We start from the raw sequence: 24,919 nt of genomic DNA, 5'->3' as shown, positions 1-24,919 counted from the left end.
GATTTTAAGGCTTGCTAACTCTTACTTTTTCTTCTTTTAAGTAATGTTCTAATAATTGCTTTAAACTTTCTAAATAGTCTTGCATAACTACTTTATCTACATTAGGGTTTTCGTTTGTAGGGATAGTCATTGGAATTTCCTCTAATGAGCGATACAATTCTGGATAATTAGTTTCTATATCAGTTGTGAGTTCCGTTATCTCTTTTAGCATGTTATGTAAATCTTTCATAATACAAATTGTTTTCTCAACTGTGACTATTTTATAACACGGCTTAGTTTCCCCTCCAATTCTTCCCGTTTTACTATGTATTCTGTAATTTTAAAAATTTCTTTTCGATTATCCCTAAAGTCCTTTAAAAACTGGGCTAAGTCGTCTTCTAAAAGTTCGTGTTCATCTCTAAATTTTTCGGATACAAATACAAATGGATTATCAATTAATTCTTTAAGATGATGTAAATGCGTGTTTACTCTTTCGGATAACAAAGCACATTGTTTATCTATTTTTAGTAAATTAACTTCTATCTCTTCCACCATATCTATATTTTCTTTTTTTGAAATCCATAGAAAATACTTATCAATAAGATGATGTAAAAATCTTAAATCATCATTATAAAATAAAAGGTCTGATTTCCAATGATCTGTAAGTACATATAATTTTTGCCAGTCGGCTTGTTGAATATATTTATCTTTTGGTCTGTATCTAAAATCATTCATGATAAGAAATTTTATAGTGTAAAGATAAATTGGTGATTTTGGCTTTAAAATGATCTAGGTCATTTAGAGCAGAATATTAACTTCAACAGAAAAAACTAAAAAAAATACCGTTCTATATAGTTTTCTTGTTTTTGGATATTTATGAAATGAGGTTAAAATAATAGTAAAAACAAAAAACCCATAACTTTCGTTATGGGTTTCGTTTTGCGGAGAAAGAGGGATTCGAACCCCCGGAGGTGTGACCCTCAACAGTTTTCAAGACTGCCGCATTCGACCACTCTGCCATTTCTCCTTGAGTGCCTCATCAAGCTATTTGCCTGATTGCGGCTGCAAATATAAGCCCCTTTTTGTTTTAGACAAATATTTTTGACTAGTTTTTTCGAAAAAATATAAATTCAGTTTATAGTACGTTAATATTCAATACTTTTTAAGGCTATTTAATCTTTTTCGGCATAATAAATGATGACTTTATGTTTAAATTTACGAATTATCTTAATCTAAGAAATTCTTTAATCACATTGAAATAATTTATTAATAAAATAAAATTGAAAAAAACATGAAAAACATATTGATTATCGTCGGGTTTATCACAGCAATATTAGCAACCGTTTTATCAGCGACTAAATTTTATAGCTTTTCCGTTCTTCCTATTATAATAGCTTTTATCAGTGGTTTAGTTTTATTATTTATTACAAAAAAGGCACAAAGCAAAACAAAACCTATTCAGTATATATTTCTACTTGTTATAATGTCTTTAGGACTTACTATCTATAAAAACATTACTATTATACCAAAAACTATAGAAACAGAACAAATAAAACAAACTGATCAAACTGATCAAGTAGACAAAGATGATCAAAAAAATATTGAATTAATAGATCCACAATTAAGTCAACCAAAAGGAAAAATTTAATTAGATTTTAAGTTTTGGTTTCATTTGTAGAAATATCTTCTCTCAAATTAACTTATTTTTACCCAAATCATTTTTTTAAACGAAACAAGAGTAGAAAGAACTCCAAGTATCAAGTAAATTGATTTGTTGCTAACAGCATGTGACCACTAAGAACTATAGATAAAAACACATGAAAACACTCATTGCCTCTGCTCTACTTTTAGTTGGTTCTTGCGCCACATTAAGACATAGCGAGAAAATTGACAATCTTAAAGATAGTATTCATTATAATGATAAAGATATCGTAGAGAAGTATCTCAATACTATTAATACAGAACAACTAAAATCTTATGTTGTAGAAGTATCTGCAGATAAATATAAAGGCAGAATGACTGGTGAAGAAGGTCATAACCAAGTATGCGATTTTATAAGAAATCAATATATAGGTTTAAATATAATTGCTCCAAAAACAAATCCTAATTATTACCAAGTTGTACCAAAGGAAACACTGCCTAACAATCTCAACGATTCTCAAAACATTATCGCTTATATAAAAGGATCTGAATTCCCTGATGAATATGTTTATATTTCCGCACATTCTGATCATGAAGGCATAAAAGATGGACAAATCTATAATGGTGCTGACGATAATGGCTCTGGTACAGCTGCAGTTCTAGAAATGGCAGAAGCTTTTAGCCAAGCTGTTATAGATGGTCACAGACCAAAACGAAGTGTTATATTCTTACATGTAACTGGTGAAGAAGTCGGTCTTCATGGATCGAGGTATTATACAGAAAATCCTATTTTCCCATTAGAAGATGCAGTTGCCACTTTAAATATAGATATGATTGGTCGCGTAGATCCAAGACATATAGACAATGAAGACTACATTTATCTAATTGGATCAAATAAAATTAGTACTGAACTCGATTTTATCGTTCAAGAAGCGAATTCAACTTTTACAAATTTAGAATTAGATTATATATACAATGATGACAGTGATCCAAATCAGTATTACTACAGATCAGACCATTATAACTTTGCATTAAAGGGTGTACCTGTTATTTTCTTTTTTAATGGTGAGCACGAAGATTACACAAAACCCACTGATACAGCGGAAAAAATAAATTATCCACTTCTAGAAAAACGTGCTAAATTGATATTTGCAACAGCTTGGTATTTGGCAAACTCTAAAGAACGACTAAAGCCCGAAATTATATAATTAAAAAAAATTATTCCTTTATAAATAAGTAACACAACAAGCATTACTGTTTTTTATATATTTTTACAATAAACCAATTTGAGGATAAATTAACTTTCTAATTGCTCAAACTTTTTAATAAAACTTAAACATGAAAAAAATACTAATTCTAGGTTGTAGTGCATTTCTTATTCTAGGTTGTGGTAGCTCAACAAAGAACAAAACCAATACACAGGTTGAAAAAGAAGTAATTGCTGCCCCTACAGATTATGCTTCTACCATTACTTCAGATGAGTTAAAAACCATGTTATACAAATATGCGTCAGATGAATTTGAAGGACGAAACACTGGTGATAAAGGTCAGAAAATGGCAGTTGAATATCTAAAAGAGAAATATCAGGCAATGGGTATTCCTTCGCCTTTAGGTGGAGAAGATTATTTTCAAGAAGTTCCTTTAGAAAAACAACAAGTTTCAGAAGCAGAATTATCCGTTAACGGAAAAGAATTCGAAAATTTTAAAAATCATATTGTTTTAGCTGCTTCAAAGAGCATGACGATTTCTGCAGATGAAATTGTATACGTTGGCTATGGTATTGATGATGAAAACTATTCAGACTATAAAAATATTGATGTTACCGATAAAATAGTATTAGCAAAAGCTGGTGAACCTAAAGACGAAGAAGGAAATTTTATTACTTCTAGTAAAACTGATGATACAAAATGGACTAATGGTCGACAAGCGCTTTCTAGTAAAAAAGAAGCCGCAAAAACAAATGGTGCTAAAGCGCTTTTATATATGAATAGCGAATCGTTTTCTAAATATGCGCCTTTTTACCAAAGACAAGCAGAATCTGGCTCAACAGGTCGCTTAACTTTAAAAAGTAATGAAGACAACATTCTTATGTTAATGATTAATGAAGACTTAGGAAAAGCACTTAATTCTACTATTCTAGATGATGCTACAGCCAAACAAATTAATGTAAATGTTAATATTGAAGTTGAAAACAAATCTGAATCAGTTATTTCAGAAAATGTAGTAGCTTACATTAAAGGTTCTGAAAAACCAGATGAAATTCTTGTAATCTCTGCTCACTTAGATCACGAAGGTATTAAAAATGGTGAAATATATAATGGTGCAGATGATGATGGCTCTGGTACTGTTGCGATTTTAGAGATAGCTCAAGCTTTTAAAGCAGCTGAAAAAGCAGGACATGGACCAAAGCGTACAATCCTGTTTTTACATGTTACGGGTGAAGAAAAAGGGCTTCTTGGATCAAAGCATTATGCAGATAATGACCCTATTTTTCCGTTAGAAAATACTGTAGCCGATTTAAATATAGATATGATAGGTAGAACTGACCCTAAACGAACTATCGGTACTAGAAATTATATATATCTTATTGGTAGTGATAAATTAAGCAAAGAGTTACATAACATCTCTGAAGAAGCAAATACAAAATACACCCAAATGGAGTTGGATTATAAGTTTAATGACGACAATGATCCAAATCGTTTTTACTACCGATCGGATCATTACAATTTTGCAAAGAATAATATTCCTGTAATTTTCTATTTTAATGGAACACATGATGATTACCATAAACCATCGGACACGCCAGATAAAATTGAATACGACTTATTAGAAACAAGATCACGTTTAGTCTTCTATACGGCTTGGGAAGTAGCTAACAGAGCTGAAAGAGTTATTGTTGATAAAGCTAGCGAATAGATTTCAATCTCATCAAATACATATTAAAAGTCCTTCACTAACACAATGAAGGACTTTTTTAATTCTATCCACAAAAAAAGCCCTTCATTTCTGAAAGGCTTATTACTTCTGGGTGGAAGACCGGGTTCGAACCGGCGACTTTCGGTACCACAAACCGACGCTCTAACCAGCTGAGCTACAACCACCATTTTAAATTGGATTGCAAATGTAAAATATTTACATTTTTCTACAAAGACTTTTTATAATTATTTTAAATCAAATATCGAATCTACTGCAACAAAACGCTCAACTGTATAACCCTCAGCATGTTCCACACCAACTAATCGTCCTAAATTTCTTGCCCTATAATCAACACTATCCGTAAAATTCTTGCTAGAAATCGGAGTTTCAGGCTCTTTACTGTTTGGATCAAAAAATTGAGTTTTATAAGCTAAAACAGATTTTACCTTAATATCCATAAAACCAGTTACATCTACGACAAGGTCTGGCTCTATATCTTTCCATTGTATATAATGGTATACCTGTTTAGGACGCCAAGGTTCTTGAAGCTGATTGCTATCCTTATATTTAGTCTCGATTTTTTTTAACCCACTTAAAAAACAAGCATCACTTACTAATTGACTGCCCTTAGGATGATCAATATGTCTATCATCAACAGCATTACAAATAATTATTTCTGGCCGATAATAACGAATCATCTTTATGATTTCTATTTGATGAGCTTTGTCATTAATAAAGAAGCCATCTGCAAATCGCATATTTGCTCTTGTATGTACTCCTAAAATTTTTGCTGCATTAGAGGCTTCTTCATCACGCGTTTCTGCAGTTCCTCTTGTTCCTAATTCCCCTCGTGTTAGATCTATAATTCCAACTTTTTTACCATTAGCAACTTCCTTTGCTAAGGTTGCTCCACAACTTAATTCAACATCATCCGGATGTGCTCCAATAGCCAATATGTCTAATTTCATGCTCGTTTTTGTTTTTCTGAATACCAAAAATATTAAAAAGAAGGTAGATATCAGCTTACTTTTTAATTCGCAAACGTTATCGACTGAATTAAAGTTACAAATTCATAAAAAAAACTAATCAAAATTGAAAAATTCACAATACAACCAAAGTATGACATTCGTCATATATAATAGTTCCTATTGATTCTACCTTTACACTATAATTAAAAAGAACCACACCATATGAGCTTAATGATAGCCATACTAATCATCACTATTTCTCTCTTCATTTGGGGAAAATTCACTCCAGATATTATTGCACTTCTTTCAATGTTGAGTCTATTTATTTTCGGAATATTAGACCTAACTGAAACTTTAAGTGGTTTTAGTAACCCAACTGTAATTATGATTGCTGCGCTCTTTATTATAGGAGAAGGATTATCTCAAACGGGTTGGACAGCTTTAGCTGGTGAAAAATTTATAAAACTAGCAGGTAAAAGTAAAGTAAAACTTTTACTGATTACAACGTTAGGTTCAGGACTACTTTCTGGAGTTGTTAGTAATACTGGTACAGTGGCGACTTTAATGCCTGTTACTATATCTTCAGCTTGGAGTATTGGTACATTGCCATCAAAACTATTAATGCCAGTTGCCTTTGGATCTAATACAGGTGGTTTACTAACCTTAACAGGTACACCTCCTAATATTATTGTAAACAACACAATGATAGAAAGTGGTTTAGAAGGTTTCTCATTCTTTGAATTTGGTCTTATTGGTCTACCCTTACTAATATTAGCACTACTCTATTTTAGATTTATTGGTTATAGACTTTTACCAAGTAACAAAACTAATAACAAGCCTGTAAACATTAGCACTACACTTCACCAATGGATTGGAGCTTACCAAGTTGATGGTGAATACTACAGATTAAGAGTAAGGTCAGTTTCTCCATTATTAAATACAAAATTAAGTGATTGGGATTTTGAAAATAAGTTTAATGTTTCAATCCTTCGTATAAAAAGAAGACATCCTAATCGTTTAAAGGGTAACAGTCCATTTATTGAATTACCAACAGGTGATACAGAATTTCTTTACCACGATATTATTACTGTAAAAGGAAATACCGAAGCCATAAATGCTCTAATGATAACATTTAGACTTGGTTTGTTACCTCTAAATCCCATTGAAAATGAATTAAGAGAAAATCTTATCAATCAAGAAGTTGGTATGACCGAAGTTTTAGTTACTCCTCAATCTGCTTGGGTTGGCAAAAAAATAAAATCTAGCCATTTCTTTGAAAGATATAATCTACAATTAATGGCAGCTTCAAGAAATTCTAGACCATTAGACGGACAAGATATTACAGTAAAAGCAGGCGATGCATTTTTAGTTAGAGGTGAATGGAGTGCTATTGATGAACTAAAAAATCATTACCAACATCTTGTAATTTGTGGTAGTCCAGAAGGTATGGCAAAAACAGTAACTACTCTTTCTATAAGATCTTACATTGCTTTATTTTCACTATTACTTATGATAGTAATGTTAGTCTTTAAAATTGTACCTGGTGCAATAGCAGCATTGATTTCTGCAGGTATTATTTTAATTACAGGTTGCGTACCAATGGTAAAAGCATATAAAGGAATTAGTTGGATTAGTGTAGTAATGATTGCTGCCATGATACCCATGGGAATAGCTTTACAAAAAACAGGAACAGCAGAATTAATTGCCAATGGACTCGTAAGCTCATTAGGTAGTTTTCATCCGGTAGTTTTACTAGGAGGTGTCTTTTTACTAACAACAACTTTCAGTCAAGTAATAAACAACTCAGCAACAGCTGTATTAATGGCTCCAATTGTAATTATAGCAGCAAATACATTAAACATTTCTCCTGCACCATTTATGATTGTGGTTGCTATTAGTGCTTCAACAGCATTTTTAACTCCTGTAGGTACAACAACCAACGCAATGGTAATGACAGCAGGTGGATACAAATTTATGGATTATTTAAAAGTAGGTGCACCACTGCTTCTACTCTTTTTAATAACAACATTATTATTAGTGCCATTAATTTGGCCATTTTAAATCGAACGTCGAATTATAAAAATTTTTAATTATGGAAACTTTATTAAACAAATTAGTTATGAAAACAAGAGACCTAACCAAATACGGAATTAAAGACGCCATTGCAAAATGGAACTTAAGTCCTGAAGAATTACAAGCCTTTACTGTTGAAAAAGGAATGGGAAAAGAAACCGCTAACGGAACTTTAGCTATTAATACTGGTAAATTTACTGGTCGTTCTCCTCAAGACCGCTTTATTGTAAAAGATGATTACACAGCAGATAAAGTATGGTGGGGAAAAACAAACAAAGCTATCTCACCTGAAAATTTTGACAAATTAGAATCTGAAATCGTTAAATACTTAAGTGGTAAAGAAATTTATGCGAGAGATGCTTATGTATGTGCTGATCCAGAATACAAAACAAACGTAAGAACCATTACAGAATACCCTTGGTCTAGCATGTTTACTTATAATATGTTTTTAAGATCAGATGAATCTGAATTAGAAAATTTCAAAGAAGAATGGTTGGTTCTTTGTGCTCCTGGTTATGTAGCACCAGATCCAAAGGCTGTTGGCTTACGTCAAGGAAATTTTTCAATTCTTAATTTTTCTAAAAAAATTGCCTTAATTGGTGGTTCTGGTTATACAGGTGAAATTAAAAAAGGGATTTTCTCTTCTTTAAACTTTATTCTTCCTGTAGAGAGAGATGTATTACCAATGCACTGTTCTGCTAATGTTGGTGAAGATGGTGATACTGCTATTTTCTTTGGATTATCTGGCACAGGAAAAACGACATTATCAGCCGATCCTACACGTAAATTAATTGGTGATGATGAACACGGTTGGACTGCAAACAACAATATTTTTAACTTTGAAGGTGGTTGCTACGCAAAAGTAATTGACCTTTCTGAAGAAAAAGAACCAGATATTTTTAGAGCTATTAAGCCAGGTGCGATTTTAGAAAATGTTGTTTTTAAAGACAATGGAGAAGTTGATTATATGGATAGTAGCATTACGCAAAATACACGTGTAAGTTACCCAATATACCATATAGATAATATTCAAAAACCTTCTTACGCAGATAACCCAAAAAATATTTTCTTTTTAACTGCAGATGCTTTTGGTGTATTACCTCCAGTTTCTAAATTAACACCAGGTCAAGCTGCATACCACTTTATTTCTGGTTACACAGCTAAAGTTGCAGGTACAGAAGCAGGTATAACAGAACCAGTACCATCGTTCTCTGCTTGTTTTGGAGAGCCATTTATGCCATTACACCCAACAGTTTATGCAGAAATGCTAAGTAAAAAAATGCAAGAAGCAGGTGTTAACGTTTGGCTAATTAACACGGGCTGGAGTGGTGGTCCTTATGGTGTTGGATCTCGTATAAAACTAAAATATACTAGAGCTATGATTACTGCAATTTTAAACGGTGATTTAGACAAAGTGGATTATGACCAACATCCAATATTTGGATTACACATGCCAAAATACTGTCCTAATGTTCCTACTGAAATTTTAGACCCAATGAATACTTGGTTACAAAAAGGTGGATACATTAGTAAAGCAATTCAATTAGCACATTCATTCCATTTAAATTTTGAAAAATTTGCGAGTGAAGCATCAGAACAAATTATTGAAGGCGGTCCATTAATTGATGAACACCATCACTTAAACGACCATGTTTAATAATTCCATGACTAAAAAGAGTCCTTTTTAGGGCTCTTTTTTTATTACATCTTTTATGAAAAATTACATATACATATTCATTATTGCTATTTTCACTCAAACCCAATTACAAGCTCAAAATACTGGAGAAAGTAAACTAGGTTCTTGGTACGAAATCACTTCATCTAACAGAGTTAGCGATAAGTATAGCTTGTTTGGCTCACTAACGAGTTGGAATTACGAGTTGCCAGCAGAAAAAACGCATTTACTCTTGGGTATAGTAGGTGCTAATTATCATTTAAACACAAAAACTTCTATTGGTATTGGCTATGCTTATGGTGATATTGACTCTTCTTTTGAAGTTAATAACACACCTCACACTAAAGAACACCGTATTTTAGAACAACTTGTATTTAATCACAAACTAAATAAAATTAAACTTTCTCAAAGATTTAGATTAGAACAGCGTTTTTTAGAATATGAAACTGAAAATATCCTTAAGCATAGATTACGCTATAGATTTAAAGGAAAAATACCTATTAACAATACTTTGTTTGTATCTATTTATGATGAAATTCACTTTTATTTAAATCAATTCGATTTTCAACAAAACAGGGTTTTCGTTGGTTTAGGTTTTAGTTTTGATAAAAATATAAAAGCAGAATTTGGCTATGCCCGACATTCATTTAAAACTAAAAGCTTTAACCGATTATCAGTTCAACTTAATTTAAAATTCGACTTTAGAAAAGAGAAAAAACAATAAAAAAAATCATTTTTCTGCCAAATATTGTTTGGATACATTGAATTGAGACTAAGTATTTAGCCTCTTTTTTATTTTAATTTCTCAATAGCTTGGTTAATATCTTCTTTTAAATCTTTAGTATTCTCAATACCTACAGAAAAACGAATCAATTGATCACTGATACCTACAGCATCACGCTCATCTTGACTTAATAAAGCATGAGAAGTAAGATGTGGTGATATCATTGTACTCTCTACACCTGCTAAACTCATTGAAGATTTTATTAATTTTAATTCTTGTTGAAATTGTAGCGAATCTAAGCCATCTATCAATTCAAAAGAAAGCATTGCTCCAAAACCACTCATTTGCAATTTTGCTAATTTATATTCTGGATGTGATTTTAATCCTGGGTAATACACTTTTGAAACCTTTGAATGTTTATCCAACCATTTCGCAAGTTTCATAGCATTCTTCGTTTGCGCTTTTACCCGCAGTCCTAAGGTTTTCATACTACGTTCTAACATCCAAACCGTCATATCACTTAAGCTTCCACCAAGGTTTTTTCCGACATTCCAAATGCGTTCTATATGTTCAGCTGAACTGGCTACAGCTCCTGCACAAATATCACTATGACCACCAAAATATTTTGTAGCCGAATGCATTACCATATCTATACCTAAATCCATAGGTTTTTGGTTTACAGGTGATGCAAACGTATTGTCTATAGAAGTTAAAATCCCTTGAGACTTACCGAATTTTGCAATTGCTTTAATATCTGTAATAGTTAATAAAGGATTAGAAGGAGTTTCAATATGAATGAGTTTGGTATTACTTTGTATAGCAACCTCAAAATCTTCAACTTTATAACCGTTCGTAAACGTAAATTCTATGCCGTATTTTGGAAATTCTTCTTTTATAAAATTAACGGTTCCTCCATACAATGTATTCTGAACCACAAGATGGTCACCTTGTTTTAAAAATGCTAAAAACATAGTGCTAATTGCAGCCATACCAGACCCAAAAATCATTGCGGTTTCTGTATGTTCTAAAGCTGCTATTTTTTTAGCTAAAAATTCTTGATTTGGTGTATTAAAATAACGAGGGTAACGTTTTACGTCAACATCTAAATACTCATAAGATGAACTTAAGTACATTGGTGAAATTGCACCTTTAAATTGTTCATCTTTTACTTCTCCAATATGTGCACAAATGGTGTTTAAACCAAGATTCTTGTTTTCTGACATCTTATAATTATTAATTTAATAAAATTAATGAAAATAGTCAGTAGAATCTTAATTCTCAATACAAAATTTAGTTGTGTATGAATACGTATCTGATTCTATTATTAGAATATAAACACCTGCAGTAATATCTATAGTTGGGAGTTTTATAGTATTTGAATTGTTATTACCTGAGATTTTTTCGTCAATAATTCGTTTACCATCAATACTATGCAGCATTATAGCAATTGAACCGTTGTATTTTGAAAGTCCATTTATATTTAATTCATTCTGTAGTGCTGAATGCCATATTTTTATATCTTCAAATTCAGTTTGAGAAACAGATAATACTTGTCTCTAATGGTATCCATAATTACCACAAAATAAAATCTAAAAATAACCAATCTACTAATTATTTCTTGTAATATCTCTTATACTTCAGAAAAGAGAAGAAACCAAGTACAGCCACTGCGACGATTGTGATTGCTATAAACTGAAAGCTTAATATTTGGTCTCCACTTGCATAAGCATGCAAACCTGATAAATAAAAATTAACACCAAAATAAGTCATTAAAATACTTGCAAAGGCCACTATAGATAATAAACTATAGATCCAACGACCTCTTAAACCAGGTATAAGACGCATGTGTATTACAAAAGCATAAATCATTATACTAATAAGTGCCCAAGTTTCCTTTGGATCCCAACCCCAATATCTTCCCCAACTTTCATTAGCCCACATTCCACCAAGAAAATTCCCAATCGTTAGCATTACTAAACCGACAGTTAAAGCCATTTCATTAATTATGGTTAGCTCTTTAATATTAATGAGCATACGCTCTTTATTTTCTTCAGTTGTTAATATCATTAGCAATAGAGCTACAACTCCTAAAATCATTCCGATGGCAAATGGTCCATAACTAGCGACAATTACAGATACATGAATCATTAACCAATAACCTTGTAAAACAGGCTGTAAATTTGCAATGGCTGGATCCATCCAATTCCAATGTGCCACCATTAATATCATAGAACATACAAATGCAGATGCTGCAACTGTTAAACTACTCTTCTTTATACCGAGCAACAATCCGAATAACATTACAGACCATGCAACATATATCATAGATTCATAAGCATCACTCCAAGGTGCATGACCAGACAAATACCAACGTAATATTAAACCACCTAAATGCAATACAAACAATGCTATAATTACACCAATAAGTACTTTAATAGCTATATTAATCCAATTACTTCTATATTTAAAAATCTGAACTATAATAAGGATAAATAACACTGTACTAGCATACATATACCAACTAAACAAACGTTTAAAAATATCGTAATCGTTGTATAGAATTTCGGCTTTAATTTTATCGTCTGGGAGCATTACGGCACTACCTAATTTCTGTTGTGTTTTCTTAATTCCGCTAAGTAATTCTTCGGCTTTAGAATAATCACCTGTTTGTTTAGCATTATTTAATGTTACTAAATAAGCACTAAAACCATTATTAATAAAGTTACCGTAGAGTGTGTCTTTAATTTTTTCTCTGAAACCTTGTTCTCTAAATTCTAATGATGAAATCCATTTATTATTTTCATCATCTGGTATAGGAAATATTTTATTAGAGCGACCTTCTATTGCATTATATAATAAATTAACTCTAGAGTCAGCTTCCTTTACTTCTTTCTGAAAACCATTTGGCACTTGTGCCTTATAAGCTTCTTCTAAATAAGGTGCTAATTTGTATCTTCCATCTGGTGTAAAGTAATCTACAAGTTTAGAATGCTCAACATCATAACCAATTCCGATAATTGTTCTTATTGAATCCGCTTTCCTAGGTTTTAAATATATAATTGGAACATTGTACCAAAGCATCGGACTCTCTTGTATAGAAAGGAATATTTGGTCTGAATTAAATTCTTCATAAACATCACTTTTACTCAACTTACGAAGCATTTCTGAAGAATATGTATGCATAGGCATCATACGACCACTATAATCCTGAACCACCATTTCTGCAAATTTCGCAGCATGCTCCTTTGGTGTAATATGAACTCTTAGAATTGAATCTATCTGCTCCTTTTCAGGTTTTGTAGAATGATCATGTCCATCATCTGCTGAGTGTTCTTGTGCAAAACCAGATAAACTGATTAAAAGCAAAATAACAGTCATCAATTCTGCCTTCTTTTTTCTTAATTTCTTTAATCTACTGCGTATATCATCAAAACGTGTGTGTTTAGCAAACAGAATTGCCATTAAACCAAAATACAATAGCATATAACCAGCATAGGTAATGTATGTTCCCCAAAAATCATGATTTACAGAAAGAATAGTTCGTGTTTCATTAGAATCAAAACCAGATTGAAAAAATCGATATCCTTTATAATCTAGCACATGATTCATGAATATTTCATAATCAAAATCGCCATCTTGTTTATCAAAAACGGTCACTTTACTTTTATAAGATGAATAAGCGCTTTCTGTACCAGGATACTTTTCGGCAATAAAATCATTAAGTTTAATATCAAAAGGTAACTTTAATACTTTAGGTCCATATTGTAGACCCATTTCTAAGCCACCTACTTCAAACTCTTCTAAAGTTCCGTAATTTCCAGGACCTCCTAAAAGGCCCACTTTTTTAGTTTCACCATTCGCCGTGACACTTAAGATAACGCCATCTTCATCATTTTTTAAAAATGATGCTTTTTTTACAACACCGAAATCACCTCTAACAATTGGTTTAGGCATAACTATTTGCATATTACCAATAACATATCTAGATCTTAAGATTAATGGCTGTAAGCTATCTTTTATTAATTTTCCTTGCGCTCGCGTAGCCATAGTCATGTAATCACCATCATAAGGTGAATTAATGAAAAGACCATTTTCAGTTTCCATAATATTAATTGCGCCTTCTTGAAACTTATTCAGCGATACTAATACATTATGCAAGTTTGATGTTTGACCATCCTCTAAAAAGTGATTGTGTGGTGCTCCTTGTCCTGCTTCAACTATCTTTAGATATCTTTTTCCTGTTTCATTAGGTATAATATCTTTTTCTGCGCCTTTTATTAACTCTTCAAGTTTAATTGTAACTTCTGTATCACCATAATCAAAAGTTCTATTAAAGTCATTATCTAACCTTGGAGAAAAATCGACCTCTTCCTCTATTCTACGCTGTTGTAATTCACCATTAATTTTATAATCACCAACAATTCTTCCACCTATATACGTTTTTGCAGAGAAAAATTCATTCTCAGTTTCACCTTCAACAATTGGCATCATACCTTCAAAACTGACATAACGTGTAATAAAAGCACCTAACAGAATAAAAACAAAAGATAAATGCAATATTAGAGTTGCCCATTTTTCCTTTTTATACAGGCGATATCTAAAAATATTGCCAGCAAAATTTATGATAAAAAACACCATAATAGCTTCAAACCACCAAGCATTATAAATCAATGTTCTAGTATAAGGCGTTGGAGATGTGCCCATATTTCTATCTAAAATAGTACCAACTGCCATAGCAACGGCAAAGGCAATAAATAAGAATCCGGTAAGTTTTGTGGAGAATAGGAAATTAGCGATTTTCTTTTGCATAACTAAGGGCTTTTTTAAGCTCGCGCAAAGATATGGTTTTTTAACGATTTACGAGTTCCCTTAAATGGTGCAAAAGATGTTAAAATTCTATTAATACTATTGATTTATTGGTTGGAATTTGCCTTCAACATTTTGTTTTGCTCTTCCATTAAATCTTTTAAATCAGATAACAATTGAATATCCTTTGGTGTTGCCACGGTTTCATCACTTGCATCTTGAGCTTTATTTCTAAGTCTATTCATGAATTTCACAATAATAAAAACCGAAAAACCAATAATCAGAAAATCTAAAAACACTTCAGATAATTTCCCATAAGCAACCGCAACTTCCGTTGTTGTAATTGCACCTGAGGCATCTACAATTGCATCTCTTAGCACTAACTTTTTATCACTAAAACTAACACTATCGGTTAATAAAGATAAAGGCGGTAAAATAACTTGCTTAGCTAGGACATCTATAACTTTATTAAAGGCTGCACCTATTATGATACCAATAGCCATATCCATCATGTTTCCTTTTACTGCAAACTCTTTAAATTCTTTTAAAAGCTTCATTTGTGTTTTAATTTTAGATTTTTAAAACCACAAATTTATGAAGAAGGAAGCGTTTTATTCCTTATTCCTCGCAGCAAAAATATTCATGTACATAAAAGTGCCCATTTTACGAGCTCTACGTTTGGCATTTTCTGCATAATCACCTTCAAATAATTCATCTATAGTTTGAAACCATAAGTTTAACCATAGTCCAAAATGTAATTCTGTAATACTATGATTAAATGCTTTATCTACTCTAGTATGCGCTTCTAATGGATTGCCTTTAAATTTGGTTTTTAAAAACAAGCTCGATTCCCAAAACGTAGTTAGATGTTCTAAATGCGCTTCCCAATCTTTTATAGTTTCATTAAAAAACGGTCCTATTTTTTGATCTCCCCTAACTTTAGCGTAAAATTTGGAAACTAAAAGAAAAACATCTTCTCTAGTTTTTATGTCTTTTTTATTCATAGTTTCAAAGTTATTCTTTTAATCGCTTTCTTGTGATTCTAAGATAAGAAATCTTAGTATTTTTACAGCATGATTTCAGTGATATTACTTGGTGCCGGCAATGTGGCCACACATCTATATAAAGCATTTTCAAATTCGGAAACCGTTTCTGTAAAACAATGGTATAATAGAACCCGTTCCTCAATTTCTTCGTATTCAAATGACGTAGAAATAACGGATTCATTAGAGGAATTAAAAGAAGCAGACGTTTATATTATTGCCGTTAGCGATGATAGCATTGCCGAATTTTCTTCGACTTTACCATTCACCAACCGTCTTGTAGTGCACACTTCTGGAAGTGTAGCCATGCACGATATAGACAAAAAAAATAAAATTGGTGTATTTTATCCATTGCAAACCTTTTCTAAAGGCGCAGATATTGATTTTTCTGAAGTGCCAATTTGTGTTGAAGTTTATGAAAAAGAGAATCTCGAACTTTTAAGGGATTTAGCAAGAGCTGTGGGTTGCAAACCTCATAAGATTACAACCGAACAACGACAAACGCTTCACCTAGCCGCTGTTTTTGTAAATAACTTTACAAATCAACTCTATAGAATTGGTCATGAAATTTGTGAAACCAAGAATATAGAATTTGAGATTTTACATCCGTTAATTGAAGAAACGGCTAAGAAAATTCAACAAATGTCTCCTTTTATGGCACAAACTGGTCCTGCAAAACGCAATGACAAAAAAACTATAAAGCGACAGTTAAAATTGATTGAAAAAGAAGAGCATGAAGCGATTTACAAAATGCTAACCTCATCAATTAAAAAGACCCATAATGTTTCTAACAGGTCTAGCAAGCAAATAAAACGATGATAACACCAAACGCTGATACGAACGAAACAGATTCACCATTCTATATTAAGAATGAATCATCTTGTTCAGAGTTTGAAGATTTTATTATTGAGCATAAAGGCAAAATAAAAGGTAATTACAATGCTTGGTCTTATTTAGTTATTGGAAAAATTGAAACACCAAGAAAATGGATTTTAGAATATAAAAAATCTACATTCTCTTCTGGTAATTTATTATTATCGGCAAAGACACAAAACCTTTTTGTTTCAGCAACATGGAAAACTGAACTTACAGCAATAAATATTGCTGATTTTATAATAAGAAGAAAGGCTACTAAAGATTCCGTTTTAAAACTATTCAATGCAAATATTATAGAGTTAGAATCAGCTTCAAATTACCTTTTAATAACAGAAAAGAAGTCACATTTAATTCAAGAATTAATTCAATTATTTCTACCATTATTTCTACCATTATTTAAATTGAATGAAATTTACAAAATTTATAAATTAAAAAATGCCTTGACTATAGAATTAAGAACGGAACAACATTATTTTGATATATTTAACCAATTAAATGATTTAAATCTTTGAAATCATAGACTATGAGCGACGATAAAAGTTATAAAGAATATTTAGCTGACATTACTACATTTATTTTTGATGTAGATGGTGTTTTAACAGACGGAACAATTACCGTAACTACTGACGGAGAAATGCTAAGAACCATGAATATTAAAGATGGATTTGCACTTAAAACAGCTATTGATGCTGGTTTTAATATGTGTATTATTTCTGGTGGTTCTAACGAAGGTGTCCGTAAACGTTTGGCTGCCTTAGGTATAAAAGACATTTTTTTAGGTGCACATAATAAAATAGAACAACTAAATAGTTATTTAGATCAACACAATGTTTCAAAATCTGAAGTGTTGTATATGGGAGACGATATTCCAGATTTTCCTGTTATGGAATTAGTTGGCTTACCATGTTGTCCGCAAGATGCAGTCCCAGAAATTAAGGTGATTTCAAAATACATTTCACACAAAAATGGTGGAAAAGGTGCTGTTAGAGATGTTATTGAACAAGTTTTAAAAGTTCAAGGCAAATGGAATGGTAATTTTAATGCCAAATACGATTAATTGATATATGTCAGGAAGAAGAAGACATAGTACAGGATTTGGATATATTGGTTTTGGAAACAGTCAGGCAACATTTAACCGAAAATCATCTACACCTTTTTCTAAATACAAAGAGAAACTAGACCTAGAAGCTCATTTGCATTATGAAATGGATTTCTTGCATATTGATCTAACTAAAGAAGACAAACAAAAAATTAAGGATAAAATAAGACGGCAAGAACAGCAACTTTTAAAACGAACTCTATTTCTTAGTATCATTGTTTTTATTATCATTGCAGCTGTTGCCTATTATTTATTTACTAAAATATCATCTCATTAAACCTTCAAATGATTCACTTTCTCAATTTAATCCGTTGGAAAAACTTATTAATGATTGCAATAATGCAGTACTTAATAAAATATGCACTTTTGTTACCTTTTAGTGAAAGTCATGGTGTTGTAACCACATTGTCGCATTTCAATTTTTTCCTGTTAGTATTAGCCACACTTTTAATTGCTGCTGCTGGTTATGTTATTAACGATATTCAAGATATTGAAACCGATAGAATTAACAAACCAAATAAACTTATTATAAATAAATACATCAGTGAAAAAGATGCCACAACATTATTTATGGTACTCAATATTGTTGGTGTTGGTCTTGGTTTTTATTTAACTTATAGCATTGGTAAAACTAGTTTTTTTGCTATCTTTTTTATTGCATCTGCACTACTCTATATTTATTCTACATCGCTAAAACAAATAGCCATTGTTGGTAATGCCGTTGTATCTCTAGTTGTTGCTTTAAGTATTTTATTAGTCGGTGTTTTTGAGTTGATACCTGCTATAAATGCTAGCAATGAAGCTGTACAAACCACCTTTATTAACGTTATTAAGGATTATGCGATTTTCGCTTTTATGATTAATCTGGTTAGAGAATTGGTTAAAGATTTAGAAGATATTGAAGGGGACCAAAAAGCAGAAATAGAAACGCTACCTGTAGTTTTAGGTAGAGAACGCGCAAATAAAATTGTATTTCTTATTTCACTAGTTCCTATTTTATCAATAACGTATTACGTTGTCACATACTTATTTAAACAACTGACTGTTGTAGGTTACTTTTTAATTTTGGTCATTGCTCCTTTAATTTATGCAAGTATCAAATTGTTTAATGCCAAGGATAAAGCAGAATACAAGCATATAAGTTTAATCTATAAGTTAGTGATGTTAAGTGGCATGTTATCGTTATTACTTTATAATTTTATATTAAAATAGTATGCTAAACGACAAACTTAAGGACTTCAATATTATTTTAGCATCAGCTTCACCTCGTCGTCATGCATTTTTAAAAGACATGCATCTCGATTTTGAAATTCGGTTAAAACCAGTTGAAGAAATTTATCCTGAGCAATTAAAGCGAGAAGAAATCACTGATTTTTTATCCAAATTGAAAGCTGAACCTTTTGCTGGAGACCTACAAAGCAATGATATTCTTATTACAAGTGATACTATTGTTTGGCTAGACGATAAAGCCATAGGAAAACCAAAGGATTTAGATGATGCCTTTAATATGATAAAATCGTTAAGCAATAAAACACACGAAGTGGTTACCTCTATTTGTTGCACGTTTAATGCTGAACAATATATTGTTAACACCATTACAAAAGTGACGTTCAAAAGCCTATCTGATGAAGAAATTTGGTACTACGTTAACCATTTTAAACCACTAGACAAAGCTGGTGCATATGGCATACAAGAATGGATTGGTGCTGTTGCTATTACTAGCATTGAAGGCTCTTACAATAATGTTGTAGGCTTACCAACACATTTACTTTACAAAACGTTAAATAGCATTGCAGACAGTATTTAGAAGCGTACCTTTATTATAAAAATTAGTATTGGATTACCTATGCTTTTTTAGGTTATAAAACCACGAAATACTCACATTATGATAAAGAATTTAAAACTCATAGTTGTTTTAATAACAGGAAGTATTTTAAGCATTACATCTTGTAAAGAAAATAATACAACTATAACGGAAACTGCTCAGATTTCAGAGTTAAAAGCTGAACCTTTAGCACCAAAAACCAAATTGTCTGAAGACTTTAAAGATTATTGGTATAATGGTGAAGCGGAAATAACATCTTATAAATTAGAACAAGCTCGTTATGGCGAAATAAAAGAAGGAACGTCAGTCTTAATTTTTGTGACTGAAGATTTTTTACCAAACGAACAGGTTAAAGCTAATAATTATGATGCTAGTAATATTCCGATTTTAAAATTGAATATGACCAAGAACTTCAACACTGGTATTTACCCTTACTCTATAATGCAGAGCACCTTTTTCCCTGTAGCTAATAACCAACACGCTTTAAAAATTTCGGCATCCGTACAAGAATGGTGTGGTCATGTTTATACGCAATTAAACAATCGTGATGATTTTGAAGTGGTTTCACATTCTTACTTTCAAGGTGAAGCAGATACCACTTTTAAACTTAACAAAAACTGGACAGAAAATGAATTATGGGCAAAATTAAGAATAGACCCAAAAAGTCTTCCTGTTGGAGATATAAATCTTATACCATCTATAGAAAGTGTACGGTTAAATCATGATGAACTTAAAACATACAACGCAACAGCGAGTTTAAACAATAAGAGTTACATTGTTAGTTATGAAGATTTAGGCAGAACATTACAAATTGACTTCAACCCTAATTTTCCTTATGATATTTTAGGATGGAAAGAAACCATAACAACAGGTGATGGTCTTTCTGCTAAAACCTTAACAACAAAAGCGACCAGATTAGAAACTCTAAAAACAGATTATTGGAATAAGAAAAGTAATGCAGATTTAAGTCTAAGAAAAGATTTAAAATTGCAATAAACTAACTTTGATTCTAATTAAAAGTAAATTACCCGTTATATGACTGCTATTTTAACCAACTATCAAGATATAATTATATACACTTCTATATTACTCATAATACTTATTATTATAAGATCTATCATTGTTATAACCGTAAAAAAGATTGGCAAAAAAAGCGGAACTACAGAAGCACGTGCTGGACTAATTGGTCGTTATATCACTGTAATCTTAGTTTTAATTGCGATACTCATAGAAACGTTTATTTTAGGTGTTGAACCAGAACAAGTTTCACTCGTTTTCTCATCCGTATTTGCAGTCATTGGTGTCGGCTTATTTGCTATTTGGTCTATTTTAAGCAATGTTACTTCTGGCGTTATTATGTTTTTTTCCTTTCCATATAGAGTTGGAGACAAAATTAGGATTCACGATAAAGATTATCCTGTTGAAGCTATTATAGAAGACATTAGAGCCTTTCAGATTCACCTAAGAGAAGATAATGGCGACTTAGTTACTTATCCAAACAATCTACTTCTACAAAAAGCTGTAACTTTATTGCAAAAGGATGCTTTAGATGATACTAGTATTTTATAACGTATGAATAAAAAAAGGACCAAAAAACGCACGCAGCATTATAAAAAACATACAGGTCAAGTTCCTGGCACGCTTGTTTACACAGGTGAAAAATCGCATAAAAACGTCAAAATAGAATCTTTTGATTATACCAAGGACTCTATTTCTGAAACGATACTTACAAATATTGAAGATGCTAAATCTTTTAAAGAAACCGATTCTGTAACATGGATTAATATAGATGGATTAAGCTCTATTGACGAGATTGAAAATATTGGTTTGCAGTATGGTTTACACCCACTCGTTTTAGAAGATATTGTGAATACTACGCAACGACCAAAAATTGATGAGTATGACGATTACCTTTTTGTAGTACTTAAAATGCTTTATTATGATAATGATGAAAACATTGCTATTGAGCAAGTAAGCTTAGTTTTAGGAAAAAATTATGTGCTATCGTTTCAAGAATCCGAAGGTGATGTTTTTGATACCATACGAGAACGAATTAGAATCGGTAATGGCAGAATTAGAGGTTTAAAATCAGATTACCTACTATATGCTTTAATTGATGCTGTTGTAGATAATTACTTTAGTATTATAGAAACTCTAGGCAACAAAATTGAGGACTTAGAAACCGATTTATTTGAAGGTCATTCTCGAGATAATATTAACATTGAAGTACAACAACTAAAACGTGAAATATTAAAAGTTCGTCGTGCTATATTTCCACTGCGTGAAATAATAAATCGCGTTGAAAAAGGAGAACACCCTTTAATCTACAAGCGCACAATTACCTATTATAGAGATATTTACGACCATTTAATTCAAGTGTCTGAAAACATTGATATTTATCGTGAAATGATATGGAGTTTAATGGATATGTATATGACAACGATTAGTAATAAGATGAATGAGGTTATGAAAGTCCTGACTATAATGTCATCTATTTTTATCCCACTAACTTTTCTTGCTGGTATTTACGGAATGAATTTTGAATTCATCCCAGAACTAAAATACAGATATGGCTACTTTGTTTTACTCGGTGTAATGTTCTTAATGTTTTTGGGATTATTATATTATTTTAAACGTAGAAAGTGGTTATAATTTGACGCTTAATAATGCGTATTCTATAATTTTATTATCTTATACCTCTAATTAACATAGCCATGAAAAACGTATTAGCAACTATCATCGGATTATTTATCGCTGGTTTAACGGTGCACCTCTTTGAAGCCGTAATTGGTCATAACCTATTTACATTTCCTGCTGAGGCACAACTTTCAGATATGGAATGGATAAAAAACAACATGGATAAAATACCTACTGGTTCAAAAATATTTGTTGTTATTGCTCATTTTGCTGGTATTATTGCTGGTATGTTTGCTGCTGCAAAGATTTCTAAACAAAGCATAATTCCTTCTTACATCGTTGGTGGATTAATGCTAATAGCCACTTTTGTAACCATTTTTATGTTACCAAAAGAGTTATGGTTCTCTATTTCCGATGGGATATTTGCTATTGCGGGATTTTTAATAGGAAAAATAATAGCTCAGAAACAAATCACAAATTTTTAGATTGTATTAATTCATTTAGCGCTTATAAAACTGACTCCCAAATTATTCTAATCTTAATCTAAAAACATATTAATGCCTATAGCTACATCAGACAAAATAAGTTTAAAAGAAGCGATATCCATAGGAATTGGTGGCATGGTTGGAGGCGGAATATTTGCGGTCTTAGGTTTAGCAGTTTCTATTGCACAAGGCGGAACACCAATTGCATTTTTATTTGCTGGTTTATTAGCTCTAATAACATCTTATAGTTACGTAAAATTATCACAGAAATATCCTGACAGAGGCGGAACCGTTAAGTTTATCAATCAAGGTTTTGGTGTGACTATTTTTAGTGGAAGTATCAACAATTTACTTTGGGTAAGTTATATTATTATGCTCTCCTTGTATGCTTCTGCTTTTGGCTCTTATGCTCCTAATTTATTTGAAATAACACAAAACAAAACCATAAACTTTCATATTTATGCTAGCGCTATTATAATCTTAGCAACAGCCATAAACTATTATAGCGTCGCAATAGTTGGTAAAATTGAATCTTATGCTGTAATTATTAAACTAATCATACTAATAGGTTTTATTGGCATTGGTGCTTACGGACTTATTGGCAACCCTAATCTCTCGCAATTAGCAATGTCTAACTGGGAAACACCTTTACAATTATTTGCTGCTGGTATGGTTATTTTTGTGGCTTATGAAGGTTTTGAGCTCATTGCAAATGCAGCACCAGATATCGAAAACCCTAAAAAGAACATTCCGAGAGCCTATTATTACTCTGTGATTTTTGTAATTGTTCTCTATTTTATAATTGCTATCGTTACCGTTGGCTCGCTTACTTTTGATAAAATTGCCACAGCTGAAGATTACGTTTTAGCAGAAGCAGCTAAACCTATGCTTGGTAAAATAGGATTTACCATAATTACAATTGCGGCTTTGATTTCAACTTTTTCGGCTATTAATGCATCATTATATGGTGGAAGTCGTGTCAATTTTGAAATTGCCGAAGATGATGAATTACCAACTCACTTTACTTCTAAACTTTGGAATCAACCCATAGGTTTATTCATCACAGCCATTGCAACCTTAATTTTAGTCAATGTTTTAGATTTAGAAAGTATTTCAACAGCCGGAAGCGTTGGCTTTATTCTCATATTTGGTATTGTAAATTTAGTAGGTTTTAAACTCGCTAAAGACACAGGCAGTAATAGAGTAATTCCTATAATAGGTTTTATTTTGTGTATGGTGGCATTGGTCATTTTAATTCACCAACAATATTTAACCAATCTCACCGGAGTCATTGTGTCAATGTCCATAATATTACTATGTTTTATTGCTGAATGGATGTACAAAACCACTGAGCGTAACCAAAAAAACTAATTTAATTTTAAGAGTAAATTTGGATCTGGGCAATTTGATTTATAAAATTCTAGATTCAATAAATTGCTAACACCAGGATAATCTCCTTTGTAATCCTCTATATTTTTTATAATCTGAAAATGTAAATGTGGCGGATAATCACCATTCACCTCAGAAGCACCTAATACCGAAATAACATCACCTTGCTTCACTTCTACACCTACTGATTTATTAGCAATTGATGATTCACTTAAATGACCATAGAGTGTATAGAATTCAATATCGTTTATCCGATGTTTCAAAATTAAAGTAGGACCATAATCACCATGATTAGTATTGTTTTTAAAACTATGAATTGTTCCATCTAAAGGTGCATAAATGGCTGTATTCGCTTCAACCCAAATATCTAAACCGATGTGAATATTACGTTCTTCTTTAGAGTTATGTTGATTAAAATACGTGCTTCGTTGATAGATGTTACGTTTTTCGAGATAACCACCAAAAGCTACTTTTGCCTTGTTGGTTTTTATGTAATTGAAAATGAATTGTTCTAAATCCGCAGAAGATGACGTGTTAACTACTCTTAATTCTGCATTATCAATTGATAAATCTAAAGGTATATAATCCGTTTTTTTAATGGAAGCACCAATTACTGAATGCGCATTGAGAGATTTAAGAAAAGATTCAAAAGACGAAAAGGTCATAAAATAAAATTTCCATAAAAATACAAATGTATTCTATGGAAAACAGGAAGAAATTGTGCTTCAAAAAAATAAAACGAATTTACTTTAAGACTTAAAGATTCTAAAATAAACTCAGAAT

Annotated in this window: 26 protein-coding genes and 2 tRNA genes; 17 read left to right on the top strand and 11 right to left on the bottom strand. The window is 31.6% G+C overall.

Annotated elements, in window-relative coordinates; translation table 11 throughout:
* Positions 1-4: 4 nt before the first annotated feature.
* From Q0807_RS06290 to Q0807_RS06280, 3 genes are all read right to left on the bottom strand, one after another.
* Entirely contained in the window at positions 5-229 is a 225-nt protein-coding gene (locus Q0807_RS06290; RefSeq protein WP_299107636.1) for a hypothetical protein, read from the bottom strand.
* A 26-nt stretch (positions 230-255) separates the two neighbouring features.
* Positions 256-714, bottom strand: a complete 459-nt coding sequence (locus tag Q0807_RS06285; protein WP_299107635.1) for a hypothetical protein — start codon at positions 712-714, stop codon at positions 256-258.
* Between the two features lie 207 nt (positions 715-921).
* Positions 922-1,006: transfer RNA gene (locus Q0807_RS06280), tRNA-Ser, on the bottom strand.
* Positions 1,007-1,270: 264 nt separating this feature from the next.
* On the opposite strand from Q0807_RS06280, the gene Q0807_RS06275 reads away from it, so the two are divergent.
* The 3 genes from Q0807_RS06275 to Q0807_RS06265 all read left to right on the top strand — a co-directional run bounded on the left by Q0807_RS06275 (position 1,271) and on the right by Q0807_RS06265 (position 4,536).
* Positions 1,271-1,627 carry a hypothetical protein gene (locus tag Q0807_RS06275; protein ID WP_299107633.1) on the top strand — a complete coding sequence of 119 codons (357 nt, stop codon included), beginning with the start codon at positions 1,271-1,273 and terminating at the stop codon, positions 1,625-1,627.
* A 169-nt stretch (positions 1,628-1,796) separates the two neighbouring features.
* Positions 1,797-2,828, top strand: coding sequence for a M28 family metallopeptidase (locus Q0807_RS06270; protein WP_299107631.1), 1,032 nt, complete (start codon positions 1,797-1,799; stop codon positions 2,826-2,828).
* A gap of 130 nt (positions 2,829-2,958) precedes the next feature.
* Positions 2,959-4,536 (top strand): M28 family peptidase, encoded by a 1,578-nt coding sequence (locus Q0807_RS06265; RefSeq protein ID WP_299107629.1) that lies wholly within the window; start codon positions 2,959-2,961, stop codon positions 4,534-4,536.
* A gap of 110 nt (positions 4,537-4,646) precedes the next feature.
* On the opposite strand, the gene Q0807_RS06260 is transcribed toward Q0807_RS06265, so the two are convergent.
* Both Q0807_RS06260 and bshB1 read right to left on the bottom strand, forming a co-directional pair.
* Positions 4,647-4,722, bottom strand: a tRNA-His gene (locus tag Q0807_RS06260).
* Between the two features lie 59 nt (positions 4,723-4,781).
* A complete protein-coding gene (gene bshB1, locus Q0807_RS06255; protein ID WP_299107627.1) occupies positions 4,782-5,504 on the bottom strand; it encodes a bacillithiol biosynthesis deacetylase BshB1 in 723 nt (240 codons plus the stop codon).
* A 222-nt stretch (positions 5,505-5,726) separates the two neighbouring features.
* Between bshB1 and Q0807_RS06250 the strand changes: the two genes are divergently transcribed.
* From Q0807_RS06250 to Q0807_RS06240, 3 genes are read left to right on the top strand one after another with little or no spacing between them, the layout of a single operon-like run.
* Positions 5,727-7,565: an SLC13 family permease gene (locus Q0807_RS06250; protein WP_299107625.1), complete on the top strand. Its 1,839-nt coding sequence runs from the start codon at positions 5,727-5,729 to the stop codon at positions 7,563-7,565.
* Between the two features lie 58 nt (positions 7,566-7,623).
* Positions 7,624-9,234 (top strand): phosphoenolpyruvate carboxykinase (ATP), encoded by a 1,611-nt coding sequence (gene pckA / locus Q0807_RS06245; RefSeq protein WP_299107623.1) that lies wholly within the window; start codon positions 7,624-7,626, stop codon positions 9,232-9,234.
* Between the two features lie 55 nt (positions 9,235-9,289).
* Entirely contained in the window at positions 9,290-9,976 is a 687-nt protein-coding gene (locus Q0807_RS06240) for a DUF2490 domain-containing protein (RefSeq protein WP_299107621.1), read from the top strand.
* A gap of 68 nt (positions 9,977-10,044) precedes the next feature.
* On the opposite strand, the gene Q0807_RS06235 is transcribed toward Q0807_RS06240, so the two are convergent.
* From Q0807_RS06235 to Q0807_RS06215, 5 genes are all read right to left on the bottom strand, one after another.
* A complete protein-coding gene (locus Q0807_RS06235) occupies positions 10,045-11,199 on the bottom strand; it encodes a PLP-dependent aspartate aminotransferase family protein (RefSeq protein WP_299107618.1) in 1,155 nt (384 codons plus the stop codon).
* 48 nt (positions 11,200-11,247) lie between these two features.
* Complete coding sequence (locus tag Q0807_RS06230; protein ID WP_299107898.1) at positions 11,248-11,487, bottom strand: T9SS type A sorting domain-containing protein; 240 nt, start codon at positions 11,485-11,487, stop codon at positions 11,248-11,250.
* A 100-nt stretch (positions 11,488-11,587) separates the two neighbouring features.
* Positions 11,588-14,785, bottom strand: coding sequence for a cytochrome c biogenesis protein CcsA (gene ccsA, locus Q0807_RS06225; protein ID WP_299107616.1), 3,198 nt, complete (start codon positions 14,783-14,785; stop codon positions 11,588-11,590).
* A 104-nt stretch (positions 14,786-14,889) separates the two neighbouring features.
* Positions 14,890-15,339 carry a large conductance mechanosensitive channel protein MscL gene (gene mscL / locus Q0807_RS06220; RefSeq protein WP_299107613.1) on the bottom strand — a complete coding sequence of 150 codons (450 nt, stop codon included), beginning with the start codon at positions 15,337-15,339 and terminating at the stop codon, positions 14,890-14,892.
* Positions 15,340-15,393: 54 nt separating this feature from the next.
* Positions 15,394-15,786 carry a group III truncated hemoglobin gene (locus Q0807_RS06215; RefSeq protein WP_299107611.1) on the bottom strand — a complete coding sequence of 131 codons (393 nt, stop codon included), beginning with the start codon at positions 15,784-15,786 and terminating at the stop codon, positions 15,394-15,396.
* A gap of 69 nt (positions 15,787-15,855) precedes the next feature.
* Here Q0807_RS06215 and Q0807_RS06210 point away from each other — a divergent pair, with 69 nt between their 5' ends.
* The 11 genes from Q0807_RS06210 to Q0807_RS06160 all read left to right on the top strand — a co-directional run bounded on the left by Q0807_RS06210 (position 15,856) and on the right by Q0807_RS06160 (position 24,118).
* On the top strand, positions 15,856-16,644 hold the full coding sequence (locus Q0807_RS06210; RefSeq protein ID WP_299107610.1) for a Rossmann-like and DUF2520 domain-containing protein: 789 nt from the start codon (positions 15,856-15,858) through the stop codon (positions 16,642-16,644).
* Positions 16,641-17,213 carry a hypothetical protein gene (locus tag Q0807_RS06205; RefSeq protein ID WP_299107608.1) on the top strand — a complete coding sequence of 191 codons (573 nt, stop codon included), beginning with the start codon at positions 16,641-16,643 and terminating at the stop codon, positions 17,211-17,213. Before Q0807_RS06210 ends, Q0807_RS06205 begins: the two co-directional genes overlap by 4 nt.
* A gap of 11 nt (positions 17,214-17,224) precedes the next feature.
* Positions 17,225-17,758, top strand: a complete 534-nt coding sequence (locus tag Q0807_RS06200; RefSeq protein ID WP_299107606.1) for an HAD family hydrolase — start codon at positions 17,225-17,227, stop codon at positions 17,756-17,758.
* A 7-nt stretch (positions 17,759-17,765) separates the two neighbouring features.
* A complete protein-coding gene (locus Q0807_RS06195) occupies positions 17,766-18,077 on the top strand; it encodes a hypothetical protein (protein ID WP_299107604.1) in 312 nt (103 codons plus the stop codon).
* 8 nt (positions 18,078-18,085) lie between these two features.
* The gene (locus tag Q0807_RS06190) at positions 18,086-19,012 is read left to right on the top strand and encodes a geranylgeranylglycerol-phosphate geranylgeranyltransferase (protein WP_299107602.1); all 927 of its coding nucleotides are present in this window, start codon (positions 18,086-18,088) and stop codon (positions 19,010-19,012) included.
* 1 nt (position 19,013) lies between these two features.
* Positions 19,014-19,607 (top strand): Maf-like protein, encoded by a 594-nt coding sequence (locus Q0807_RS06185; protein WP_299107600.1) that lies wholly within the window; start codon positions 19,014-19,016, stop codon positions 19,605-19,607.
* A 78-nt stretch (positions 19,608-19,685) separates the two neighbouring features.
* Positions 19,686-20,621 carry a septum formation inhibitor Maf gene (locus Q0807_RS06180; protein WP_299107598.1) on the top strand — a complete coding sequence of 312 codons (936 nt, stop codon included), beginning with the start codon at positions 19,686-19,688 and terminating at the stop codon, positions 20,619-20,621.
* A gap of 39 nt (positions 20,622-20,660) precedes the next feature.
* A complete protein-coding gene (locus tag Q0807_RS06175) occupies positions 20,661-21,194 on the top strand; it encodes a mechanosensitive ion channel domain-containing protein (RefSeq protein WP_299107596.1) in 534 nt (177 codons plus the stop codon).
* A gap of 3 nt (positions 21,195-21,197) precedes the next feature.
* On the top strand, positions 21,198-22,277 hold the full coding sequence (corA, locus tag Q0807_RS06170) for a magnesium/cobalt transporter CorA (RefSeq protein WP_299107593.1): 1,080 nt from the start codon (positions 21,198-21,200) through the stop codon (positions 22,275-22,277).
* A gap of 62 nt (positions 22,278-22,339) precedes the next feature.
* Positions 22,340-22,747 (top strand): hypothetical protein, encoded by a 408-nt coding sequence (locus Q0807_RS06165; RefSeq protein WP_299107591.1) that lies wholly within the window; start codon positions 22,340-22,342, stop codon positions 22,745-22,747.
* A gap of 72 nt (positions 22,748-22,819) precedes the next feature.
* On the top strand, positions 22,820-24,118 hold the full coding sequence (locus Q0807_RS06160) for an APC family permease (RefSeq protein ID WP_299107589.1): 1,299 nt from the start codon (positions 22,820-22,822) through the stop codon (positions 24,116-24,118).
* Here Q0807_RS06160 and Q0807_RS06155 read toward each other — a convergent pair.
* Positions 24,115-24,801: a peptidoglycan DD-metalloendopeptidase family protein gene (locus Q0807_RS06155; RefSeq protein ID WP_299107587.1), complete on the bottom strand. Its 687-nt coding sequence runs from the start codon at positions 24,799-24,801 to the stop codon at positions 24,115-24,117. The two genes, Q0807_RS06160 and Q0807_RS06155, sit on opposite strands and share 4 nt — an antisense overlap.
* Positions 24,802-24,919: the final 118 nt, after the last annotated feature.

This window comes from uncultured Winogradskyella sp. (assembly GCF_947495255.1).
In the GTDB taxonomy this organism is placed as follows: Bacteria; Bacteroidota; Bacteroidia; order Flavobacteriales; family Flavobacteriaceae; genus Winogradskyella.
The sequence above is the reverse complement of the archived record's forward strand: the minus strand, read 5'-3'. Positions and strand labels throughout refer to the sequence as shown.

Bases quoted from the DNA above. Each gene is read 5' to 3' on its own strand.
- Q0807_RS06205 (WP_299107608.1), top strand. From the start codon at position 16,641: ATGATAACACCAAACGCTGATACGAACGAAACAGATTCACCATTCTAT.
- Q0807_RS06275 (WP_299107633.1), top strand. From the start codon at position 1,271: ATGAAAAACATATTGATTATCGTCGGGTTTATCACAGCAATATTAGCA.
- Q0807_RS06210 (WP_299107610.1), top strand. From the start codon at position 15,856: ATGATTTCAGTGATATTACTTGGTGCCGGCAATGTGGCCACACATCTA.
- Q0807_RS06290 (WP_299107636.1), bottom strand. From the start codon at position 229: ATGAAAGATTTACATAACATGCTAAAAGAGATAACGGAACTCACAACT.
- Q0807_RS06215 (WP_299107611.1), bottom strand. From the start codon at position 15,786: ATGAATAAAAAAGACATAAAAACTAGAGAAGATGTTTTTCTTTTAGTT.
- Q0807_RS06240 (WP_299107621.1), top strand. From the start codon at position 9,290: ATGAAAAATTACATATACATATTCATTATTGCTATTTTCACTCAAACC.
- pckA (WP_299107623.1), top strand. From the start codon at position 7,624: ATGAAAACAAGAGACCTAACCAAATACGGAATTAAAGACGCCATTGCA.
- Q0807_RS06235 (WP_299107618.1), bottom strand. From the start codon at position 11,199: ATGTCAGAAAACAAGAATCTTGGTTTAAACACCATTTGTGCACATATT.
- ccsA (WP_299107616.1), bottom strand. From the start codon at position 14,785: ATGCAAAAGAAAATCGCTAATTTCCTATTCTCCACAAAACTTACCGGA.
- Q0807_RS06200 (WP_299107606.1), top strand. From the start codon at position 17,225: ATGAGCGACGATAAAAGTTATAAAGAATATTTAGCTGACATTACTACA.
- Q0807_RS06165 (WP_299107591.1), top strand. From the start codon at position 22,340: ATGAAAAACGTATTAGCAACTATCATCGGATTATTTATCGCTGGTTTA.
- mscL (WP_299107613.1), bottom strand. From the start codon at position 15,339: ATGAAGCTTTTAAAAGAATTTAAAGAGTTTGCAGTAAAAGGAAACATG.
- Q0807_RS06190 (WP_299107602.1), top strand. From the start codon at position 18,086: ATGATTCACTTTCTCAATTTAATCCGTTGGAAAAACTTATTAATGATT.
- Q0807_RS06160 (WP_299107589.1), top strand. From the start codon at position 22,820: ATGCCTATAGCTACATCAGACAAAATAAGTTTAAAAGAAGCGATATCC.
- Q0807_RS06155 (WP_299107587.1), bottom strand. From the start codon at position 24,801: ATGACCTTTTCGTCTTTTGAATCTTTTCTTAAATCTCTCAATGCGCAT.
- Q0807_RS06175 (WP_299107596.1), top strand. From the start codon at position 20,661: ATGACTGCTATTTTAACCAACTATCAAGATATAATTATATACACTTCT.
- Q0807_RS06180 (WP_299107598.1), top strand. From the start codon at position 19,686: ATGATAAAGAATTTAAAACTCATAGTTGTTTTAATAACAGGAAGTATT.
- Q0807_RS06265 (WP_299107629.1), top strand. From the start codon at position 2,959: ATGAAAAAAATACTAATTCTAGGTTGTAGTGCATTTCTTATTCTAGGT.
- corA (WP_299107593.1), top strand. From the start codon at position 21,198: ATGAATAAAAAAAGGACCAAAAAACGCACGCAGCATTATAAAAAACAT.
- Q0807_RS06285 (WP_299107635.1), bottom strand. From the start codon at position 714: ATGAATGATTTTAGATACAGACCAAAAGATAAATATATTCAACAAGCC.
- Q0807_RS06270 (WP_299107631.1), top strand. From the start codon at position 1,797: ATGAAAACACTCATTGCCTCTGCTCTACTTTTAGTTGGTTCTTGCGCC.
- bshB1 (WP_299107627.1), bottom strand. From the start codon at position 5,504: ATGAAATTAGACATATTGGCTATTGGAGCACATCCGGATGATGTTGAA.
- Q0807_RS06195 (WP_299107604.1), top strand. From the start codon at position 17,766: ATGTCAGGAAGAAGAAGACATAGTACAGGATTTGGATATATTGGTTTT.
- Q0807_RS06185 (WP_299107600.1), top strand. From the start codon at position 19,014: ATGCTAAACGACAAACTTAAGGACTTCAATATTATTTTAGCATCAGCT.
- Q0807_RS06250 (WP_299107625.1), top strand. From the start codon at position 5,727: ATGAGCTTAATGATAGCCATACTAATCATCACTATTTCTCTCTTCATT.